This is a genomic window from Massilia paldalensis (assembly GCF_044901715.1).
GTDB classification, from domain to species: Bacteria; Pseudomonadota; Gammaproteobacteria; order Burkholderiales; family Burkholderiaceae_D; genus Telluria; species Telluria paldalensis.
Window position 1 is genome coordinate 1,584,740 of sequence record NZ_JBJCIU010000001.1, and the last position, 16,600, is coordinate 1,601,339.

16 protein-coding genes are annotated in these 16,600 nt (G+C 67.4%); 12 read left to right on the forward strand and 4 right to left on the reverse strand.

Going from position 1 to position 16,600, the window contains the following annotated elements:
* Positions 1-166: 166 nt before the first annotated feature.
* The 4 genes from ACI1V7_RS06990 (at position 167) to map (ending at position 4,310) form a co-directional block, all read left to right on the forward strand.
* Positions 167-1,636 carry an alanine/glycine:cation symporter family protein gene (locus ACI1V7_RS06990; RefSeq protein WP_404531023.1) on the forward strand — a complete coding sequence of 490 codons (1,470 nt, stop codon included), beginning with the start codon at positions 167-169 and terminating at the stop codon, positions 1,634-1,636.
* A gap of 176 nt (positions 1,637-1,812) precedes the next feature.
* Positions 1,813-3,144: a GGDEF domain-containing protein gene (locus tag ACI1V7_RS06995; RefSeq protein ID WP_404531024.1), complete on the forward strand. Its 1,332-nt coding sequence runs from the start codon at positions 1,813-1,815 to the stop codon at positions 3,142-3,144.
* Positions 3,145-3,321: 177 nt separating this feature from the next.
* On the forward strand, positions 3,322-3,546 hold the full coding sequence (locus ACI1V7_RS07000; protein ID WP_404531554.1) for a ParD-like family protein: 225 nt from the start codon (positions 3,322-3,324) through the stop codon (positions 3,544-3,546).
* Positions 3,543-4,310 (forward strand): type I methionyl aminopeptidase, encoded by a 768-nt coding sequence (gene map / locus ACI1V7_RS07005; RefSeq protein ID WP_404531025.1) that lies wholly within the window; start codon positions 3,543-3,545, stop codon positions 4,308-4,310. Before ACI1V7_RS07000 ends, map begins: the two co-directional genes overlap by 4 nt.
* Positions 4,311-4,343: 33 nt before the next feature.
* Here the strand turns inward: map and ACI1V7_RS07010 are convergent, their stop codons facing one another.
* Positions 4,344-4,814: an Lrp/AsnC family transcriptional regulator gene (locus ACI1V7_RS07010; RefSeq protein WP_404531026.1), complete on the reverse strand. Its 471-nt coding sequence runs from the start codon at positions 4,812-4,814 to the stop codon at positions 4,344-4,346.
* Between the two features lie 281 nt (positions 4,815-5,095).
* Here ACI1V7_RS07010 and ACI1V7_RS07015 point away from each other — a divergent pair, with 281 nt between their 5' ends.
* On the forward strand, positions 5,096-5,983 hold the full coding sequence (locus ACI1V7_RS07015) for a DMT family transporter (protein ID WP_404531027.1): 888 nt from the start codon (positions 5,096-5,098) through the stop codon (positions 5,981-5,983).
* 7 nt (positions 5,984-5,990) lie between these two features.
* On the opposite strand, the gene ACI1V7_RS07020 is transcribed toward ACI1V7_RS07015, so the two are convergent.
* Complete coding sequence (locus ACI1V7_RS07020; RefSeq protein ID WP_404531028.1) at positions 5,991-6,992, reverse strand: NADP-dependent oxidoreductase; 1,002 nt, start codon at positions 6,990-6,992, stop codon at positions 5,991-5,993.
* A 155-nt stretch (positions 6,993-7,147) separates the two neighbouring features.
* Here ACI1V7_RS07020 and ACI1V7_RS07025 point away from each other — a divergent pair, with 155 nt between their 5' ends.
* A complete protein-coding gene (locus ACI1V7_RS07025) occupies positions 7,148-7,720 on the forward strand; it encodes a TetR/AcrR family transcriptional regulator (RefSeq protein WP_404531029.1) in 573 nt (190 codons plus the stop codon).
* Positions 7,721-7,804: 84 nt separating this feature from the next.
* On the opposite strand, the gene ACI1V7_RS07030 is transcribed toward ACI1V7_RS07025, so the two are convergent.
* Both ACI1V7_RS07030 and ACI1V7_RS07035 read right to left on the reverse strand, forming a co-directional pair.
* Positions 7,805-10,102: a GH92 family glycosyl hydrolase gene (locus tag ACI1V7_RS07030; protein ID WP_404531030.1), complete on the reverse strand. Its 2,298-nt coding sequence runs from the start codon at positions 10,100-10,102 to the stop codon at positions 7,805-7,807.
* Positions 10,102-12,459, reverse strand: coding sequence for a GH92 family glycosyl hydrolase (locus ACI1V7_RS07035; RefSeq protein ID WP_404531031.1), 2,358 nt, complete (start codon positions 12,457-12,459; stop codon positions 10,102-10,104). Before ACI1V7_RS07035 ends, ACI1V7_RS07030 begins: the two co-directional genes overlap by 1 nt.
* Before the next feature lie 167 nt (positions 12,460-12,626).
* On the opposite strand from ACI1V7_RS07035, the gene ACI1V7_RS07040 reads away from it, so the two are divergent.
* The 6 genes from ACI1V7_RS07040 (at position 12,627) to ACI1V7_RS07065 (ending at position 16,597) form a co-directional block, all read left to right on the forward strand.
* Positions 12,627-13,139 carry a GNAT family N-acetyltransferase gene (locus ACI1V7_RS07040; RefSeq protein WP_404531032.1) on the forward strand — a complete coding sequence of 171 codons (513 nt, stop codon included), beginning with the start codon at positions 12,627-12,629 and terminating at the stop codon, positions 13,137-13,139.
* A 186-nt stretch (positions 13,140-13,325) separates the two neighbouring features.
* A complete protein-coding gene (locus ACI1V7_RS07045; protein ID WP_404531033.1) occupies positions 13,326-13,781 on the forward strand; it encodes a type IV pilin protein in 456 nt (151 codons plus the stop codon).
* A complete protein-coding gene (locus ACI1V7_RS07050) occupies positions 13,769-14,395 on the forward strand; it encodes a pilus assembly FimT family protein (RefSeq protein WP_404531035.1) in 627 nt (208 codons plus the stop codon). The genes ACI1V7_RS07045 and ACI1V7_RS07050 overlap by 13 nt, the downstream gene beginning before the upstream one ends.
* Positions 14,392-14,829 carry a type IV pilus modification PilV family protein gene (locus ACI1V7_RS07055; RefSeq protein ID WP_404531036.1) on the forward strand — a complete coding sequence of 146 codons (438 nt, stop codon included), beginning with the start codon at positions 14,392-14,394 and terminating at the stop codon, positions 14,827-14,829. Before ACI1V7_RS07050 ends, ACI1V7_RS07055 begins: the two co-directional genes overlap by 4 nt.
* Positions 14,826-15,998: a PilW family protein gene (locus ACI1V7_RS07060; RefSeq protein ID WP_404531037.1), complete on the forward strand. Its 1,173-nt coding sequence runs from the start codon at positions 14,826-14,828 to the stop codon at positions 15,996-15,998. Before ACI1V7_RS07055 ends, ACI1V7_RS07060 begins: the two co-directional genes overlap by 4 nt.
* Positions 15,995-16,597: a pilus assembly PilX family protein gene (locus ACI1V7_RS07065; protein ID WP_404531038.1), complete on the forward strand. Its 603-nt coding sequence runs from the start codon at positions 15,995-15,997 to the stop codon at positions 16,595-16,597. The genes ACI1V7_RS07060 and ACI1V7_RS07065 overlap by 4 nt, the downstream gene beginning before the upstream one ends.
* Positions 16,598-16,600: the final 3 nt, after the last annotated feature.

Sequence of the window (16,600 nt, forward strand, 5' to 3'; positions counted from 1 at the left end):
GCAGGCATCACTGCGGTGCGTCGGCGGTCCATGTCCGTGCGTGGCAGGCGTTCGCCGTGCCCCCGCAGGTTTCCTATGAAATTTGGATAGATATATTGCAACGGCTCAGGTATCTTACCGGTTCTGCGAACGGCATCCCGCCGTCCGCATCGCCCGGGAAGAGACGATGGAAGAGCTGGTCGGCAGTATCAACGGGATCATCTGGAGCCCGGCCCTGATTGCCCTGTGCCTCGGCGTGGGCCTGTACTTTTCGATACGTTCCCGTTTCCTGCAGGTGCGGCACCTGCGCGAGATGCTGCGCCTGATGATGGAGGGGAAGAGTTCGGAGCAGGGCGTCTCCTCGTTCCAGGCGCTGGCCATGACGCTGGCGGGCCGCGTCGGCACCGGCAACATCGCCGGCGTGGCGACGGCGATCACCTTCGGCGGTCCCGGCTCCGTGTTCTGGATGTGGGCGGTCGCCTTCCTGGGCGCCAGCTCCGCCTTCGTCGAGTCGACGCTGGGCCAGGTCTACAAGGAGCAGATCGGCAAGGAATACCGCGGCGGCCCCGCCTTCTATATCGAGAAGGGCCTGGGCATGAAATGGTACGCGTGGACCTTCGCCATCGCCACCATCCTCGCCACCGGCGTGCTGCTGCCGGGCGTGCAGGCCAATTCCATCGCCGAGAGCCTCAAGACCGCCACGGGCATCGACCCGGCCGTGACGGGTGCCGTGCTGGCGATCGCGCTGGGCGTCATCATCTTCGGCGGCGTCAAGCGCATCGCGCAGTTCGCCGAAATCGTCGTGCCCTTCATGGCGCTGGCCTATATCCTCGTCGCCTGCGTCATCGTGTGCCTCAACATCGGGCAGCTGCCCGGCGTCCTCAAGCTGATCTTCACTTCCGCCTTCGGCATGGACGCGGCCTTCGGCGCCATCGTCGGCATGGCGGTGCAGTGGGGCGTCAAGCGCGGCGTGTATTCCAACGAGGCGGGCCAGGGCACGGGCCCGCACGCATCGTCGGCCGCGGAGGTGAGCCACCCCGCGAAACAGGGCCTGGTGCAGGGCTTCTCCGTCTACATCGACACGCTGTTCGTCTGCTCCGCGACGGCGTTCATGCTGCTGATTACGGGCCAGTACAACGTCGAACGCGCCGACGGCTCGGCGATCTACACGGGTGTGCATGGCGTGGCCGCGGGGCCGGGCTACGTGCAGACGGCGCTGGAGAACGTGATGCCCGGCTTCGGCTCGCTGTTCGTGGCGCTGGCGCTGCTGTTCTTCGCGTTCACGACCATCGTCGCCTATTACTATATCGCCGAAACGAACATCGCCTACATCAACCGCGCGGCGCACCGTCCGTGGATGAGCGTCGTGCTCAAGCTGTGCATGATGGCCGCCACCGTGTACGGCTGCGTCAAGACGGCCGACGTGGCCTGGGCGCTGGGCGACATCGGCGTGGGCCTGATGGCGTGGCTGAACATCGTCGCCATCGTCCTGCTGCGCAACGTCGCCTTTACCTGCCTGCGCGACTACGAGGCGCAGCAGAAGGCGGGCAAGGAGCCGGAATTCGATCCGGCCAGGCTGGGCATCGCGAATGCCGCCTACTGGGAAGGGCGCGCCAAGGCGCGGGCCGGCGCGGAAACGGCCGTGCACGAGCACTGAGTCCGCCGCGCGCGACATCGACCTGTCATGTGCGGGCCCTATCATGGCGGCCGCCATCGCCCGGCGGCCATCGCCCGGCTGGCGGCGCCTTGCCGATCCGGCTTGCGGTTGGGGCACGGTGGCGGTAATGTAAAACCAATAGTCGGCACACATCTGACACGGAGATCGGCGGAACCATGAAAAGCGGCACCACCTTGTACAAGAACCACGTATTGATGCTGTCGCAGAGCTTCTTCATCAAGGACAACCAGGCCGAACTCCAGCTGCACGCGCACAAGTACGATTTCGACATCCGCTTCTTCCACGAGGCGCGCGCCTTCGTGGCGGCGGTGGCCGCCGAAGAGGGCAACGCGCTGTTCGTGATCGACCTGGACGCGATCCACAACATGCAGACCGACCAGGGCGACGGGCGCCGCACGCTGATGCTGGGCGAGCTGCTGCAGAGCCTGCCGGCCGACCACGACTACATCTACCTGCAGAGCGCGCGCCAGGGCGGCCGTTTCCTGCTGCAGCAGCGCCTCGTGGACACGCATTGCCTGGCGTACGCGGAAAAGCCCATCGCCAACGACGTCCTCGTCGACAAGCTGTTCAACCTGTTCGTGCAGAAGAAGCGCGGCGAGATCGTCGAGGCCATCCTGCTCGGCGCCGTGCCGGGCTGGGACGAGGAGCTGCTGCGCGAAGGCCGGGTGCAGGTGGCCCACCATGCGGACCCGCTGACGCTGCACCTGCAGGTGAAGGAGCGCCAGCCCAGCATCGTGCTGATCACCGATGCCGAGTATGCGCGCACGGAGGCGCTCGTGCGCGTGCTCAAGAAGAACATGGAAGCCGATCCCATCCGCGAGATCGTGCTGCTGCAGGGGCGCGACGATCCGGCGCTGGCGCGGCGCGCGCTCGACAGCGGCTTCGACGCGATCCTGGCGGGCGGCGATCCCGCGCTGCTGGCCGGGCAGCTGGTGCGGCGCGCCGACAAGATCCGGATCAACCGCGATTTGATCAGCAAGGACCGCGCCACCGGCCTGTTGAACAAGGTCGGCCTGCAGCGCAAGACCCAGGCCCTCGTCGCCCAGGCCGCGCGCCAGGGGCGGCCGTTCGCCTACGGCGTCATCGACATCGACAAGTTCAAGACCATCAACGATACCTGGGGCCACAGCTTCGGCGACATCGTCATCAAGCGCCTGTCGCTGGTGCTGCAGGCGCAGCAGGGCGAGGGCGACTTGCTGAGCCGCTTCGGCGGCGAGGAATTCGTCGTCGTGTTCGACGGCTGCGGCCTGGACGAAGGCGCGCGCCGCCTGGATGCGCTGCGCCAGGCGTTCGGTGCGATCCCGTTCGAAGTGGCGCCGGGAGACGTGCGGCACTTTTCCTTCAGCGCCGGCGTGGCGGCATTCCCGGAGCAGAAAAGCGACAACGAATTGTTCCTGCGCGCCGACGCGATGCTCTACAAGGCCAAGCTGGACGGACGCAACCGCGTGTGCGGCGGCGCGCCGGCCGCGCGCGGCCCCGCTGCCTGAAGCGTCCCGTGCCCGTGCCCCCGCCGAGCGCGGGACGGGGCAGCGGCGATCCGCGCTGCATCCCTGGCGAATCCCATCCATCCACCTGTTCCTGGGGCGGCCGCGCCGTGCCCGGTGGTTGCGCACGCGCTGGTTCTGAATATATACTTCGTATATGGTCAGTATATGGAGTGTATGATGGGTATCGTCAATATCGAAGAAGAGCTGCACGACCAGATCCGTAAGGCGAGCACCGTGTCCTACCGGTCGATCAACGCCCAGGCGGCGTTCTGGATTCGCATCGGCATGCTGTGCGAAATGAATCCGACGCTCAGCTTCAACGAGATCGTGGCGCGCGAATTGCGTTCTGCCGGCGTGGGCGTGCCGGGCGCGGTGCCGCATGGATTGAAAGTGGCATCATGACCAAGCGTCCGGAAGAGATCGTGCTGATGGCCGAGGCAGGGCGCCTGCTCGCGGGCGTGTTCGGCCGCCTGGACAAGCTCGACCTGATCGGCATGTCGACCATGCAGGTCAATGACCTGGTGGATGGGCTGATCGTGCACGAACTGCAGGCGCGGCCCGCCAGCAAGGGCCAGTACGGCTATGCGTATGCGCTGAATTCCTCGCGCAACGAGGTGGTCTGCCACGGCGTGCCGTCGCATGAGGAAGTGCTGCGCAGCGGCGACATCGTCAACTTCGATATCACGCTGGAGAAGAACGGCTACATCGCCGATTCCAGCAAGACCTACCTGGTGGGCAGCGTGACGCCGGCGCCGAAACGCCTGGTGCAGGTGACCTACGAAGCGATGTGGAAGGGCATCAAGGCCGTGCGGCCGGGCGCCCGGCTCGGCGACGTGGGCCATGCGATCGAGCGCCATGCGCGCCGCCACGGTTATTCGGTGGTGCGCGAATACTGCGGCCACGGCATCGGCAGGGAGATGCACGAGCCGCCGCAGGTGCTGCACTGGGGCCGGCCGCAGACCGGCCTGGTGCTGCGCGAGGGGATGGTCTTCACCATCGAGCCGATGCTCAACCAGGGGCGTCACGCCGTGCGCACCGAGGACGACGGCTGGACCGTCGTCACCTGCGACGGGCAGTTGTCGGCCCAGTTCGAGCATACGGTCGCCGTGACGCGCCACGGCGTGCGCGTGCTGACCCTGCGCGCGGACGAGCGCGCGCCGCAGTAAATCCCTGGCGGGGCAGCGCGCCCGCGCTGCCCGCTACGACGGCGTCACCGACGGCGCGCGCTTCAGGCAGCGCAGCGTGAACGTCGAGCGGGTGTGCTTCACGCCCGGCAGCTTGTACAGCTTCTGGCGCAGGAAGCGCTCGTAGCCTTCCGTGCCCGACACGGCCACCTTGATCAGGTAATCGTATTCCCCGGACAGCAGGTAGGCTTCCATCACTTCCGGCAGCTCGGCCAGCGCGTCCGAGAACGCCTTGAAGATCTCGTCGTCGTGGCGATCGACCGTGACCTCGATGATCACCGTGTCCGGCATGCCCAGCGCGCGCTGGTCGAGCAGCGCCGCGTAGCCCGTGATATAGCCCGCCTCCTCCAGCGCCTTGACGCGGTGCCAGCACGGCGTGGGCGACAGGTGCACCGTCTCGGCCAGCTTCTGGTTGCTGATCCGACCGTCGCGGGCCATCGCGCGCAGGATCTGGCGGTCGATCTCGTCGAGCTGGCCGTCTTTCATGTCAAGCCTTCCATCTGTAGTGCCCAGGTTATGTAGAGAATCCTTCTTCATTATAGGTTATCTGAAGAGGATTCTTCGAAAATGGGCGCTGTTATCGCTATCAAACAAAAGCCTATTCTGCGCCGCATCATTTAACATCGCAGCTCGCTGATCAAGCGACCCCGCCCCGGGCGCGCCGTCCCCATTCAGGACGGTTCCACGCCGGGCTTGCCGCATTCATAACAGGAGTTCTCGTGTCGGAAGCAGTTTCACGATCCGGAGTAGGCGTTTCGAGCGATGTCTTGCAGTCTGAATTGCCGCTGATGCTCGTCACGCCCGCGCTGTTCGCCGCCAACCTCGTGGTGGCGCGCTGGGCGCAGGGCGCCGACATTCCGCCCGTGTTCCTTGCCTTCGGCCGCTGGGCCCTGGCCTTCCTGATCCTCGTGCCCACCGTCGGCCCGCGCCTGTGGGCGCAGCGCCACGTGCTGGCCGCGAACTGGCAGCGCCTGTTCCTGCTGGCCGGCCTCGGGATGGGCGTGGCCGTCGCGCCGCAATACGTTGGCGCCCGCCACACGGCGGCCGCCAACGTGGCGATCATCTTCGCCGCCTGCCCGGCCCTGGTCACGATGATCGAGACGCTGGTCTGGAAGGCCCCGCTGTCGCGCCGCCAGGCCGGCGGCATGTTCCTCGCGATCCTGGGCGTGCTCGTCGTGCTGTCCAAGGGCGACGTCACGGCGCTGGGCCAGCTGCAGTTCGGCAGCGGCGACCTGTGGGTGGTGCTGGCCGCCACGGGCTGGTCGCTGTACACGGTGTTCAACAAACGCCTGCCGCTGCCGCCACTGCCGGGCACCGTCAAGCTGGCGGCCATGATCCTCGGCGGCGCCATCGTGCTGGCGCCGTTCGCCGCGCTGGAAGCGGCGACGGGCAACGTGCCGCACTTCGGGGACGTGCGCGTCTACATCGCGCTGGCCTTCCTGGCCGTGGTGCCGAGCCTCGGCGCGTATTTTTGCTTCGACCGCCTGGTCGCGATCGCCGGCCCGGCGCGCGCCAGCATGTCCGTCTACCTGATCCCGCTGTTCGCCACGCTGGCCGCCTGGCCGCTGCTGAAGGAAGCGCCGCACCTGTACCACGCGGCCGGCTTCGGCATCATCCTCGCGGGCGTGGCACTGTCCAGCATGCGCAAGCGCTGAGCGCCGCTCAGTCGACCGTGATCACCACCTTGCCCTTCGTGCGGCCACGTTCGACGTAGGCAAGGGCGTCCGCCGCCTGCGCGAGCGGGAAGGTGCGGTCGATCACGGGGCGGATCGCGCCCAGTTCGGCCAGCGCCGCCAGCTTGTCGAGCTGCAGCCCGTCCGGGTGCATGAACAGGAAGCTGTAGTGCACCCCGCGCCGTTTCGCCCGGGCGCGGATGCGCCGGCTCATCAGGCGCACGCCGAGTCGCATCGGCCACGACAGTCCTTGCTCGGCGGCGAATGCGGGCGTCGGCGGCCCGGAGATCGATACCAGGTGGCCGCCCGGCTTGAGTACCTGCAGCGATTTTTCCAGCACGTCCTTGTCCTGGCTGTTCAACACGACGTCGTAGCCTTCCAGCTGCGTCGTGAAATCCTCCTTGCGGTAGTCGATCACGACGTCGGCGCCCAGCTCCTTGACCCAGCCGACGTTGTCGGTGCCCGTCGTCGTCGCGACGAAGGCGCCCAGGTACTTGGCGAGCTGGATCGCGATGGTGCCGACGCCGCCGGACCCCGCATGGATCAGCACCCGCTGGCCCGCCTGCAAGCCGGCGATCTCCACCAGCGCCTGCCACGCCGTCAGGCCCACCAGCGGCAGGGCCGCGGCCTCCCGCATGTCGAGGTTGGCGGGCTTGCGCGCCAGCGCGTCCTGGCGGACGACGGCATATTCCGCGAACGCGCCGATACGCTTCGGGTCGAGCCGCGCATAGACTTCGGCGCCGGGCTGGAAACGCTGCGCGCGGGCGCCGGCGGCGACCACCGTCCCCGCGCAATCGTTGCCGAGCACGAGCGGCAATGGATACGGCAGGATCTTCTTGAACGCGCCGCTGCGGATCCTGTTGTCGAGCACGTTGACGCTGGCGGCATGGACGCGTACCAGCACTTCATCCTGGCCCGGTTCCGGTTGCGCGATATCCGCCAGCCGGCCGGGGACGTCCTGGCCGTAACGGTCGATCACGAAAGCCTTCATGTTGTTCACTCCTCCTTTGTTTTCATCAGGTTGCCGGCCAGCGCAGCCGCACGATTTAATGATGATATGCAGCATCAATGATGTCAAGATTTTTGATGATGGTTATCATCGTCGTATAATCCGGCCTGAATGGTTGGTTCCGGGAGAGGCGGGATATGAAGATCACGAAGGCAAAGGTGGAAGCGAACCGGGCACGCATCGTGGAGGCGGCGACGGACCTGTTCCGCGCGCACGGCTACGACGGCGTCGGCGTGGCGGACCTGATGGCGGCGGCCGGCCTCACGCATGGCGGCTTCTACCGGCATTTCGAGGCCAAGACGGACCTGATGGCCGAGGCGGCATGCAAGGGATTCGGCGAGCTGGCGGACAAGGCCGCCGCCATCGACGCGGCCGATTTCGTGGACGAGTACCTGTCGCGCGCGCACCGCGACGCGCCCGGCCACGGTTGCGCGATGGCGGCGCTGGCCGGCGACACGGCGCGCCAGCCGGAGGTCGTGAAGGAGGCGTTCGCATCCGGCATCGAACGCCTGCTGGCCGTGCTGGCGGCGGCGGATGGCGGCTCGGACTGCCCGGAGCCGGTGGCGCGCGCGCGGCGCATCGCGACCATGTCCCAGATCGTGGGCGCGATGGTGCTGTCGCGGGCGTGCCCGGACGATTCCGTGCTGGCGGAGGAGATCCTGGAGGTCAGCAGGCGCGCCGTGCTGCCGCAGCTGCGCACGGAAAAGTAGGGTGGGCACCACGTGCCCACCGAACGTTCGCATGGCGTCGACGCCTGGTGGGCACGTGGTGCCCACCCTACGTGAGCGAACCGTTCAAGGTGCCGGCGGCGCGTCCGGATCCGTCGACATCGAATACGGCGCCGCGCCCGGCTTGACGCCGCGCTGCTTGTTCGGCTGGGCCGACATGCGGAAGTCGATCTTCGCGCCCTGCATCAGCTCCCGGTGGTCGAGCCAGTTGCGGTCCACGGCGGCGCCATTGACGCGCAGCCGGTCGACGTAGCGCTTGTCGTCGCCGACGCCGGGCGCATCGATCGTCACGGTGCGGCCGTTCTCCAGGTGCAGGCGCGCCTGCGGGAACAGCGGGGCGCCCAGCGCGTACTGGTTCGACGCCGGCGTCACCGGATAGAAGCCCAGCGCGGAAAACACGTACCAGGCCGAGGTCTGGCCATTGTCCTCGTCGCCGCAGTAGCCGTCCGGGGTGGCGCGGTACAGGCGGTTCATGACTTCCCGCGTCCAGTACTGGGCCTTCCATGGGGCACCCGCGTAGTCGTACAGGTAGATCATGTGCTGGATCGGCTGGTTGCCGTGCGCGTACTGGCCCATGCCGGCGATCTGCATCTCGCGGATCTCGTGGATGACTTCCTTGTAGTAGCTCTCGTCGAAGATCGGCGGCATCGTGAACACGGAATCGAGCTTGGCGACGAACTGGTCCCGCCCGCCCATCAAGCGGATCAGGCCTTCCACGTCGTGGAAGACGGACCAGGTGTAGTGCCAGCTGTTCCCTTCCGTGAACGCGTCGCCCCACTTGAACGGGTTGAACGGCGACTGGAAGCTGCCATCCTTGTTCTTCCCGCGCATCAGGCCCGATTCCGGGTCGAACAGCGTGCGGTAGTTCTGGGCGCGCCGCGCGAACACGTCCGTCTCCGCCCTGGGCTTGCCCAGCGCCTTGCCGAGCTGCCAGATCGCGAAGTCGTCGTACGCATATTCCAGCGTGCGGGCGGCGCTCTCGTTGATGCCGACGTCGTAGGGGACGTAGCCGAGCTTGTTGTAGTGCTCGACGCCCGCGCGGCCCACGGCTTCCATCGGCCCCGCATTGTTGGCGCCGTGGACGAGGGCCTGCCACAGCGTGTCGATGTCGTAGCCGCGCAAGCCCTTCAGGTACGCTTCCGAGACGACGGAGGCCGAGTTGTTGCCGACCATGACGTTCGCGTAGCCGGGGCTCGACCATTCCGGCAGCCAGCCGCCTTCCTTGAAGTCGTTGGCCAGGCCTTCCTGCATCTCGCGGTTGATCGCGGGGTACACGAGGTTCAGGAACGGGTACAAGGCGCGGAAGGTATCCCAGAAGCCGGTGCCGGCGAACATGGTGCCGGGCAGCGTCTGGCCGTTGTACGGGCTCCAGTGCACGTTCTTGCCGGCGGCGTCGACTTCGTACAGCTTGTTCGGGAACAGCGCCATGCGGTACAGGCTCGAATAGAAGGTGCGCTGCTGGTCGACGCTGCCGCCCGATACCTCGACGCGGCCCAGCACCTCGTTCCAGCGCTTGGCGGCCTTGGCGCGTGTGGCGTCGAAATCGTCGCCGCCGATCTCGCGCTGCAGGTTCAGCTCCGCCTGCTCCAGGCTGATGAAGGACGAGGCCACGCGCATGCGCACCTGTTCTCCCTTGCTCGTGGCGAAGCCGACGATGGCGCCGGCGTGGCCGGCCTGCAGCTCATTCACGGCGGCGGCCTGCAGCTTGTCGCCGTCCCACAGCTCGGCCGACGCGAACGGCTTGTCGAACGCGATCACGAACCAGTTGCGGAAGTTCTTCGGCAGCGGCCCGCGCGCATACCGCGTCGAGTAGCCGACGATCCTGTTCTGCTCCGGCAGCACCTTGATGTACGAGCCGCGGTCGAACGCGTCAATGACGACCCAGGCCTGGTCCGTCTTGGGGAAGGTAAAGCGGAACTGGGCCGCCCGTTCGGTCGGCGCGATCTCGGTGGTGACGTCGCTGTCGGCCAGGTAGACCTTGTAGTAATCGGGCCGCGCCACTTCCGTCTTGTGCGAGAACCAGCTGGCCCTTGCGTCCTGGCTGAAACGCTTCTCGCCCGTGACGGGCATGACGGCGAACTGGCCGTAGTCGTTCATCCACGGCGAGGGCTGGTGGGTCTGCTTGAAGCCGCGGATCTTGTCGGCGTCGTAGGTGTAGGCCCAGCCATTGCCCATCTTGCCCGTCTGCGGCGTCCAGTAGTTCATGCCCCAGGGGACGCCGATGGTCGGATAGGTGTTCCCGTTCGACAGCTCGACCTTGCTCTGCGTGCCCATCAGCGTGTTCACGTAGTCGAGCGGCGCGGGCTTGTCGGCGGCGCCGGCCGCGCCGGCGGCCAGCATCATGAAGAAGGCGAGGGCGCGCATCAGTAGGCCGTCTGGGTGTACGGACGCGCGCTGCGCTCCTTGCCCCAGTCCTTGTTCGGCGTCGCCTGCATGCGGAACACGAGTTCGCCGCCGGCCATGATCTCCTCGTGGCGGATGAAGCTCTTCGCCAGCGGCTTGCCGTTCAAGGTGACGGCGCCCACGTAGCCATTGGCGTCCGACAGGTTCTCGGCGCGCACGGTGAAGCGCTTGCCGTTCGGGAGGTTCAGCGTGGCGCGCTCGACGAACGGGCGGCCGATCACGTATTCGTTGCTGCCCGGCGCTACCGGGTAGAAGCCCATCGACGTGAACGCGAGCCAGGCCGAGGTCTGGCCCAGGTCGTCGTTGCCGGCCAGGCCGTCCGGCGCATCCTTGTACTGGCTGTCGACGATCTGCTTCAGGCGCTGCTGCGTCTTCCACGGCGCGCCGGCGAAGTTGTACAGGTAGCCGACGTGGTGCGACGGCTCGTTGCCGTGGGCGTAGTGGCCGATGAGGCCCGAGATGTCTTCCATGTGGGCGTAGACGTTCTCGTCCACCTTGGCGTCGAACACCTGGTCGATCTTGTTGACGAGGCCCGCGTCACCGCCCAGCATCTTCACGAGGCCGGCATTATCGTGCGGCATGTACCACGAATACTGCCAGGCGCTGCCTTCCGTGTAGTCGCTGCCGAAGTTCGACTGCACGGGGTTGAACGGGGTGCGGAATTCGCCGTTCGACTTCTTGGCGCGCACGAAGCCCGTCTTCGGGTCGAACACGTTGCGCCAGTTCTGGGCGCGCTTGAAGTACTTGTCCGCCACGTCCTTGCGGCCCATCTTCTCGGCCATGCGCGCGATGGTCCAGTCGTCGAACGCATACTCGACGGTCTTCGACGCCGCTTCCGGCTCCAGGTCGATCGGCACGTAGCCCAGTTTCATGTAGTGCTGCAGGCCGCCGTAGGGACCGTATTCGGCGCTGGCCGTCATTGCGCGCAGCGCCTCGTCGGCGTTGAACGGGATGCCCTTCATGTAGGCGTCGGCGATGACGGGCACGGCGTGGTAGCCGATCATGCACCAGGTTTCCAGGCCCGCGAACTGCCACACGGGCAGGATGCCGTACGGGCTTTCCTTCTGCGACTCGATCAGCGAGCGCACGAAGTCGGCGTTCTGCTGGGGCGGCTGGATCAGCGTCAGCAGCGGATGCAGCGCGCGGTAGGTGTCCCACAGCGAGAACGTGGAGTGGAAGCGGAAGCCGTCCGCCTTGTGCACCTGGTTGTCCGGGCCGCGGTACTGGCCGTCGCGGTCCATGTACAGCGTGGGTGCCAGGAGCGAATGGTACAGGCTCGTGTACACCATGCGCTTCATCGGCTGGGGCGCCTCGATCTCGACGGCGGACAGCGCCTTTTCCCAGGCGTCGTGGGCATTCTTGCGCTCCGCGTCGAAGTCCCAGCCCGGCATCTCGGCCAGGTTGGCCAGCGCGTTGTCCTCGCTCACCGGCGAGATGGCGACCTTCACGAGGATCGTGTTGTCGGCCGGCTTGCCGAAATCGAAGGTGGCTTCCAGCGCCTTGCCCTCGACCAGCACCTTCTCGCGCGGGGTCTTGCCGGGCGAGGCGAAGCCGCGGTACTCGACGCCTTCCTCGCGGTTGATCAGCTGGTGCTCGGCGAACGGGCGCGAGAACTGCACGGCGAAGTACAGCTGGCGGCCCGGGGCCCAGCCGCGCGTCTCGCGCATGCCCGTGATGGTGTCCTTGCCACGCAGGCGCAGGCGCGACCACAGGTTCTTGCCCGCGTAGTCGTAGATGCTCTGGCGCAGGTCGAGGATGACTTTCGCGTCCGACCCCGGCTTGAAGCGGTAGCGGTGCAGGCCCACGCGTTCGCTGGCGGTGAGCTCCACGTCGACGTCGTTGTCGAGCAGCTTCACGGCGTAGTAGCCCGGCTCCGCCTTTTCCTGGTCGTGCGAGAAGCGCGAGCGGTAGCCGCTGAACGGGCGCTCGGGATAGCCCGGATCCAGTTTCAATTCGTCGCTGGTGGGCATCAGGAGGATGTCGCCGAGGTCCGAGTGGCCGGCGCCGGAGAAGTGCGTGTGCGAGAAGCCGAGGATCGAATTGTCGTCGTAGCGGTAGCCGGCCGCCCACGGATAGCTTTGCTTGAAATGGCGCACCTGGGTGTCCGGGCTCACCTGCACCATGCCGAACGGCCGCGTGGCGCCTGGGAAGGTGTGGCCGTCGCCGCCGGTGCCGACGAACACGTTCACTTCGGCGGTCTTGCTGCCGGCCGGCGCGGTCTGGGCCCCGGTCTGGGCCGCAGACTGGGCCATCACGGCGCCGTCACACAGGATGCCCGCGGCGAGCGCCACGGCGGTGAGGGGGGTACGAAAACGCATTCTGTCTCCTGCTGATGATGCTGTTGGTAACGAACATGAAACATAGCGCGAAATTTTCTGGCTCGGCAATATAAATGCTCCGGCCACCCCATGTTTAGTAAGACAGCTAAACAGGCGCACCCGTTTAGCGGATAATGCCGGTCCCTTTCCCTTCCGACCGCCATCCCATGACTGACCCAGCGCCATCCCTGCAGCTGCGCGCCATGCGCGACGACGACCTCGATGCCGTGCTGGCCGTGCAGGCCGCATGCTATCCGCCGGCGATGCAGGAAGCGGCGGCCGTCGTGCTGGCGCGGCGGCGAACGGCGCCCGCCACGGCCCTCGTCGCGGGCGACGGCGCCGGCGTATGCGCCTACCTGTTCGCCTATCCCTCGCTGCGCGGCAAGGCGACCCCGCTGGGCGGCGCATTCGTTCTGCCCGACGTCCCGGACACGCTGTACCTGCACGACCTGGCGGTGGCGCCACGTGCGCTGGGGCAGGGGCTGGCGCGGCGCCTGGTGGAACACATGCACGGCGCCGGCGCAGCGCTGGGCCTGGCGCATGCGGCCCTCGTGTCGGTGCAGGACTCGCGCGGCTTCTGGGAAGGGTTCGGCTATGCGGCGGCCCACGCCGACGCGGCCGCGCTGGCAAGCTATCCAGCGGGCGCGCTCTACATGACGCGTCCCTTGATGACAAAGTGATCTCGGCATTGTTTTGCGACTAATGGTCGTTGCAATCTTGAGCACGGATCTCGCGGTCTCGCTGCAAAACCGACGAAGTTTCACCCTGCGCCGCCCCGGTAAATGTGAGGTTCCGTGGTTTTTTTGCGACCAAAAATCCATCCGTTGCGGTAATATTGACCTGCGGAAACAATTCATTCCCTATTCATGATCCTCACCACGTCCAGCCTCCGGCGCGCGCGCGGCTTCACGCTGATCGAGCTGCTCATCGTCGTTGCCATCGTCGGCATCCTGTCGGCCATCGCCGTGCCGCAGTACCGCGATTACGTGATCCGGGCACGCCTGACAGAAGCCTTCACGGGCCTGGGCAGCGTGCAGACGGCGGCCGAGGAATTCTGGAACAACAATCACACCTATTCAGGCATGGATGGCGCCGGCCAGAACCGCCTTCCCAAGGACACCGACAGCTTCGCCTACAGCGTTGTGAGCGCTTCCGATTCCGCGTTCGTCGTCAAGGCAACGGGGAAGAACCAGGTGCTGGGCTTTAGCTACACGATCGACCAGAACGGCAACCGCAAGACGCTCGGCACCTTTAACGCCAATGCCTGGGGCACCAGCGACTCGTGCTGGATCGACCGCAAGGGGAGCACGTGCGTCCAGTGACGCGCGCGCGCAGCGCGGGCTTCACGCTGGTCGAGGCGGCGGTGGTGGTCGCCGTCATGGGCATCCTGCTGGCCGTCGGCATGCCGTCGATGTCGAATCTCATCCTGGGCCGCAAGGCCGCGGCGGCCGCCGTGTTCTACCAGGAAGGGCTGACGCTGGCGCGCAACCAGGCGATCGCGCGCAACGTTCACAGCCGCCTCGTGCTCACCGAGAACGCGGCCAACGGCCAGATGGACTGGCGCATGGACTTGTGCGATCCCAGCAACGGCGATCCCTGCGACGCCGAGAACGGGACGTGGTCCGGCACGGATCCGCTTCCCGCCGACGCCGGGGACCCAGGGTTCCTTTCCGTCCAGCGCAGCGCCGTCGCCATGCCCAGTTCGGACGAGATGACGCAGGGCTTCGCGCCGTCCGGCGCCACCACGATCTATTTCACGCCGCTCGGGTGGGTCGACGCGCGCATCCCGGCCCGGTTGCAGCGCCTGACGATCTCCCCCGGCCCGCAGCGCCGCGGTGCGTTCAAGCCGCTGGCCGTCGCCGTCACGCTCGCCGGCGTCGCCAGCGTCTGCGATCCGGATGCCGCGGTCCATGCCGCGCGCGGGTGTCCGCCATGAGGCGCCCGCTGCCGCGCACGGCGGCGCGGGGCATCGCCCTCGTCGAGGTGCTGGTCGCGGCCGTGCTGCTCGCGATCGGCGTGCTGGGCGCCCTCGGCCTGCAGGTGCGTTCCCAGGGCGCCCTGGCGGACGCCGGCATGCGTGCCGAAGCCGTCATCGCCGCCAACAAGCTGATCGGCATCATGGCGCTGGACCAGGCCAACGTGGCTGCCTACGCGTTCGAGCCGGGCTCCACGCCCAGTGCGCAACTGGCTCCTTGGTACGCGGAGACCGTCAGCCGCGCGCACATTCCGGGCGCCACCGTCAAGGTCGACGTCGACGCGCAGCCGGCCGCCGACCGCACCCGGGTGTCCGTGACCATCGCCTGGACCCGCAAGAGCGGCGCGGCCGCGAATTCCCATACGGTCTCCGCCTGGCTGGCCCCGTCGACATGAAGCGGCCCGCCCTCGGCCGCAGCGGCGGCTTCTCCCTCGTCGAACTGATGGTCAGCGTGGTCGTCGGCCTGCTGGCGCTGCTGTTCGCGCTGCGCCTGTTCACCGGCAACGAGGCCACGCGGCAGTCCTCGCTGGGCGGCTCCGACGCCATGCAGAACGGCATGCTGGCGCTGTTTTCGCTCAGCGGCGAAGCCGAGCAGGCCGGCTTCGGCTTGAACGACCCGATCATCGCGGGCTGCAATACGGCGTTCAGCGACACGCAGGGCTATGCGCTGGCCGCCGCGACACGGGGCGGCGCGGCCATCCACCCGCTCGCGCCCGTCGTGATCGAGTCGAACGGTGCGGCGCCCGACCGGATCAGCTTCTATTCCGGCAGCTCCCTGGCGGGCACGGGCACGGTACGGGTCCTGGCCGACTACAGCGCCGGCACCCGGGTGCAGGTCGATCGGCTGCCATGGGGATTCAAGCCGAAGGACGTGATCGTCGTGGCGCCCGAGCAAGCCAACGGGACATGCGCGCTGGCGCAGCTCAGTGGCGTGGCCTCCGTCGCCGACAATCCCAAGTTCCTGGACTTCGCGCCGGACGGCATGCGGTTCAACAGCGGCAGTCTCGGCGCCGCCTTCACGGGCGGCGCGGCGCGGGTGTTCAACCTGGGCCCGGCGGCCTCGCTGTCCCTGCATACCTGGTCCGTGGCGGACGGCTACCTGCGCCTGTTCGGCACGGGGGACGCCGCCTCGTCGGAGGCCCCCGTGACGGTGTCCGACAGTATCGTCTCGATCAAGGCGCAGTACGGCTTCGACAAGCGCGTGGGCAATGCCTTCCAGCCGGATGCGGGCCTGCGCGTGAGCCAATGGTCGGCCACCGTCGTCGATGCCGACGGTTCCGGCACCGCGGGCGACGCCGGCGACTGGCAGCGCATCGCGGCCGTGCGCCTGGCCGTCGTCGCGCGCAGCAAGGCGCCGGAAAACGCCGGGGCCGGCAGCGCCTGCACGGCCACGACGTCGCAGCCCACCGTGTTCGCCGCCGCGGTGCCGGCCGGCGTCGCGGCCGTCCCCGTCACGGTGGATGTGGCCGTGGCCGGCGACCCCGTGCACTGGCACTGCTATCGCTACCGCGTGTTCGAGACCGTGGTCAACCTGCGCAACGCCGGCTGGAGGCCGCCGCCATGATGCCGTCCCGCTTTTCCGTCCGTCCGCCGCGCGCCGCGGGCATCGCGCTGCCCGTCGTGCTGGTGATCCTGGCCCTGATGCTGATCGGCGGCGTGTACCTGCTCAAGTCCGTCCACTCGACGGGCCTCACGACGGGCAACCTGGCCTACGACGCGACCCTCGGCCGCGAGGCCGACCTCGGCCTGCACGAGGGATTCCAGTGGCTCAGCGCCAGGGCGGCCAGCAACCGCCTGGCCCTGAACGACGACGACGCCGCCAATGGCTACGCCGCGTCGCTGGCCGGCGACGTGACGCCGCGCGACGATGCCTTCTGGAAGGTCGGGAAGACCATCGAGAATGCCGATGGCTCGAGGATCGAGTACGTGATCCACCGCCTGTGCAAATTCGCGAAGTCCTACGACGCGCAGGAGAACGCTTGCGTGCAGACCTCCGCCAACACGGCCGCACTCGGCAATACGACGCCGCTCGGCGCCAGCCTGGCCAGCGACGCCTCCCAGTACGCGGGCGCGCCGCGCATCCACTACGTGATCACGTCGCGCATCGTCGGCGGGCGCGGCGCCAGCGTGACGAACCAGATGGTCGTCCTGATCGGGGCATGAGAA

Excerpts from the sequence above, each read along its gene's own strand:
- ACI1V7_RS06990 (WP_404531023.1), top strand. The coding sequence starts at position 167 with ATGGAAGAGCTGGTCGGCAGTATCAACGGGATCATCTGGAGCCCGGCC.
- ACI1V7_RS06995 (WP_404531024.1), top strand. The coding sequence starts at position 1,813 with ATGAAAAGCGGCACCACCTTGTACAAGAACCACGTATTGATGCTGTCG.
- ACI1V7_RS07000 (WP_404531554.1), top strand. The coding sequence starts at position 3,322 with ATGGGTATCGTCAATATCGAAGAAGAGCTGCACGACCAGATCCGTAAG.
- map (WP_404531025.1), top strand. The coding sequence starts at position 3,543 with ATGACCAAGCGTCCGGAAGAGATCGTGCTGATGGCCGAGGCAGGGCGC.
- ACI1V7_RS07010 (WP_404531026.1), bottom strand. The coding sequence starts at position 4,814 with ATGAAAGACGGCCAGCTCGACGAGATCGACCGCCAGATCCTGCGCGCG.
- ACI1V7_RS07020 (WP_404531028.1), bottom strand. The coding sequence starts at position 6,992 with ATGAAGGCTTTCGTGATCGACCGTTACGGCCAGGACGTCCCCGGCCGG.
- ACI1V7_RS07025 (WP_404531029.1), top strand. The coding sequence starts at position 7,148 with ATGAAGATCACGAAGGCAAAGGTGGAAGCGAACCGGGCACGCATCGTG.
- ACI1V7_RS07030 (WP_404531030.1), bottom strand. The coding sequence starts at position 10,102 with ATGCGCGCCCTCGCCTTCTTCATGATGCTGGCCGCCGGCGCGGCCGGC.
- ACI1V7_RS07035 (WP_404531031.1), bottom strand. The coding sequence starts at position 12,459 with ATGCGTTTTCGTACCCCCCTCACCGCCGTGGCGCTCGCCGCGGGCATC.
- ACI1V7_RS07040 (WP_404531032.1), top strand. The coding sequence starts at position 12,627 with ATGACTGACCCAGCGCCATCCCTGCAGCTGCGCGCCATGCGCGACGAC.
- ACI1V7_RS07045 (WP_404531033.1), top strand. The coding sequence starts at position 13,326 with ATGATCCTCACCACGTCCAGCCTCCGGCGCGCGCGCGGCTTCACGCTG.
- ACI1V7_RS07055 (WP_404531036.1), top strand. The coding sequence starts at position 14,392 with ATGAGGCGCCCGCTGCCGCGCACGGCGGCGCGGGGCATCGCCCTCGTC.
- ACI1V7_RS07060 (WP_404531037.1), top strand. The coding sequence starts at position 14,826 with ATGAAGCGGCCCGCCCTCGGCCGCAGCGGCGGCTTCTCCCTCGTCGAA.
- ACI1V7_RS07065 (WP_404531038.1), top strand. The coding sequence starts at position 15,995 with ATGATGCCGTCCCGCTTTTCCGTCCGTCCGCCGCGCGCCGCGGGCATC.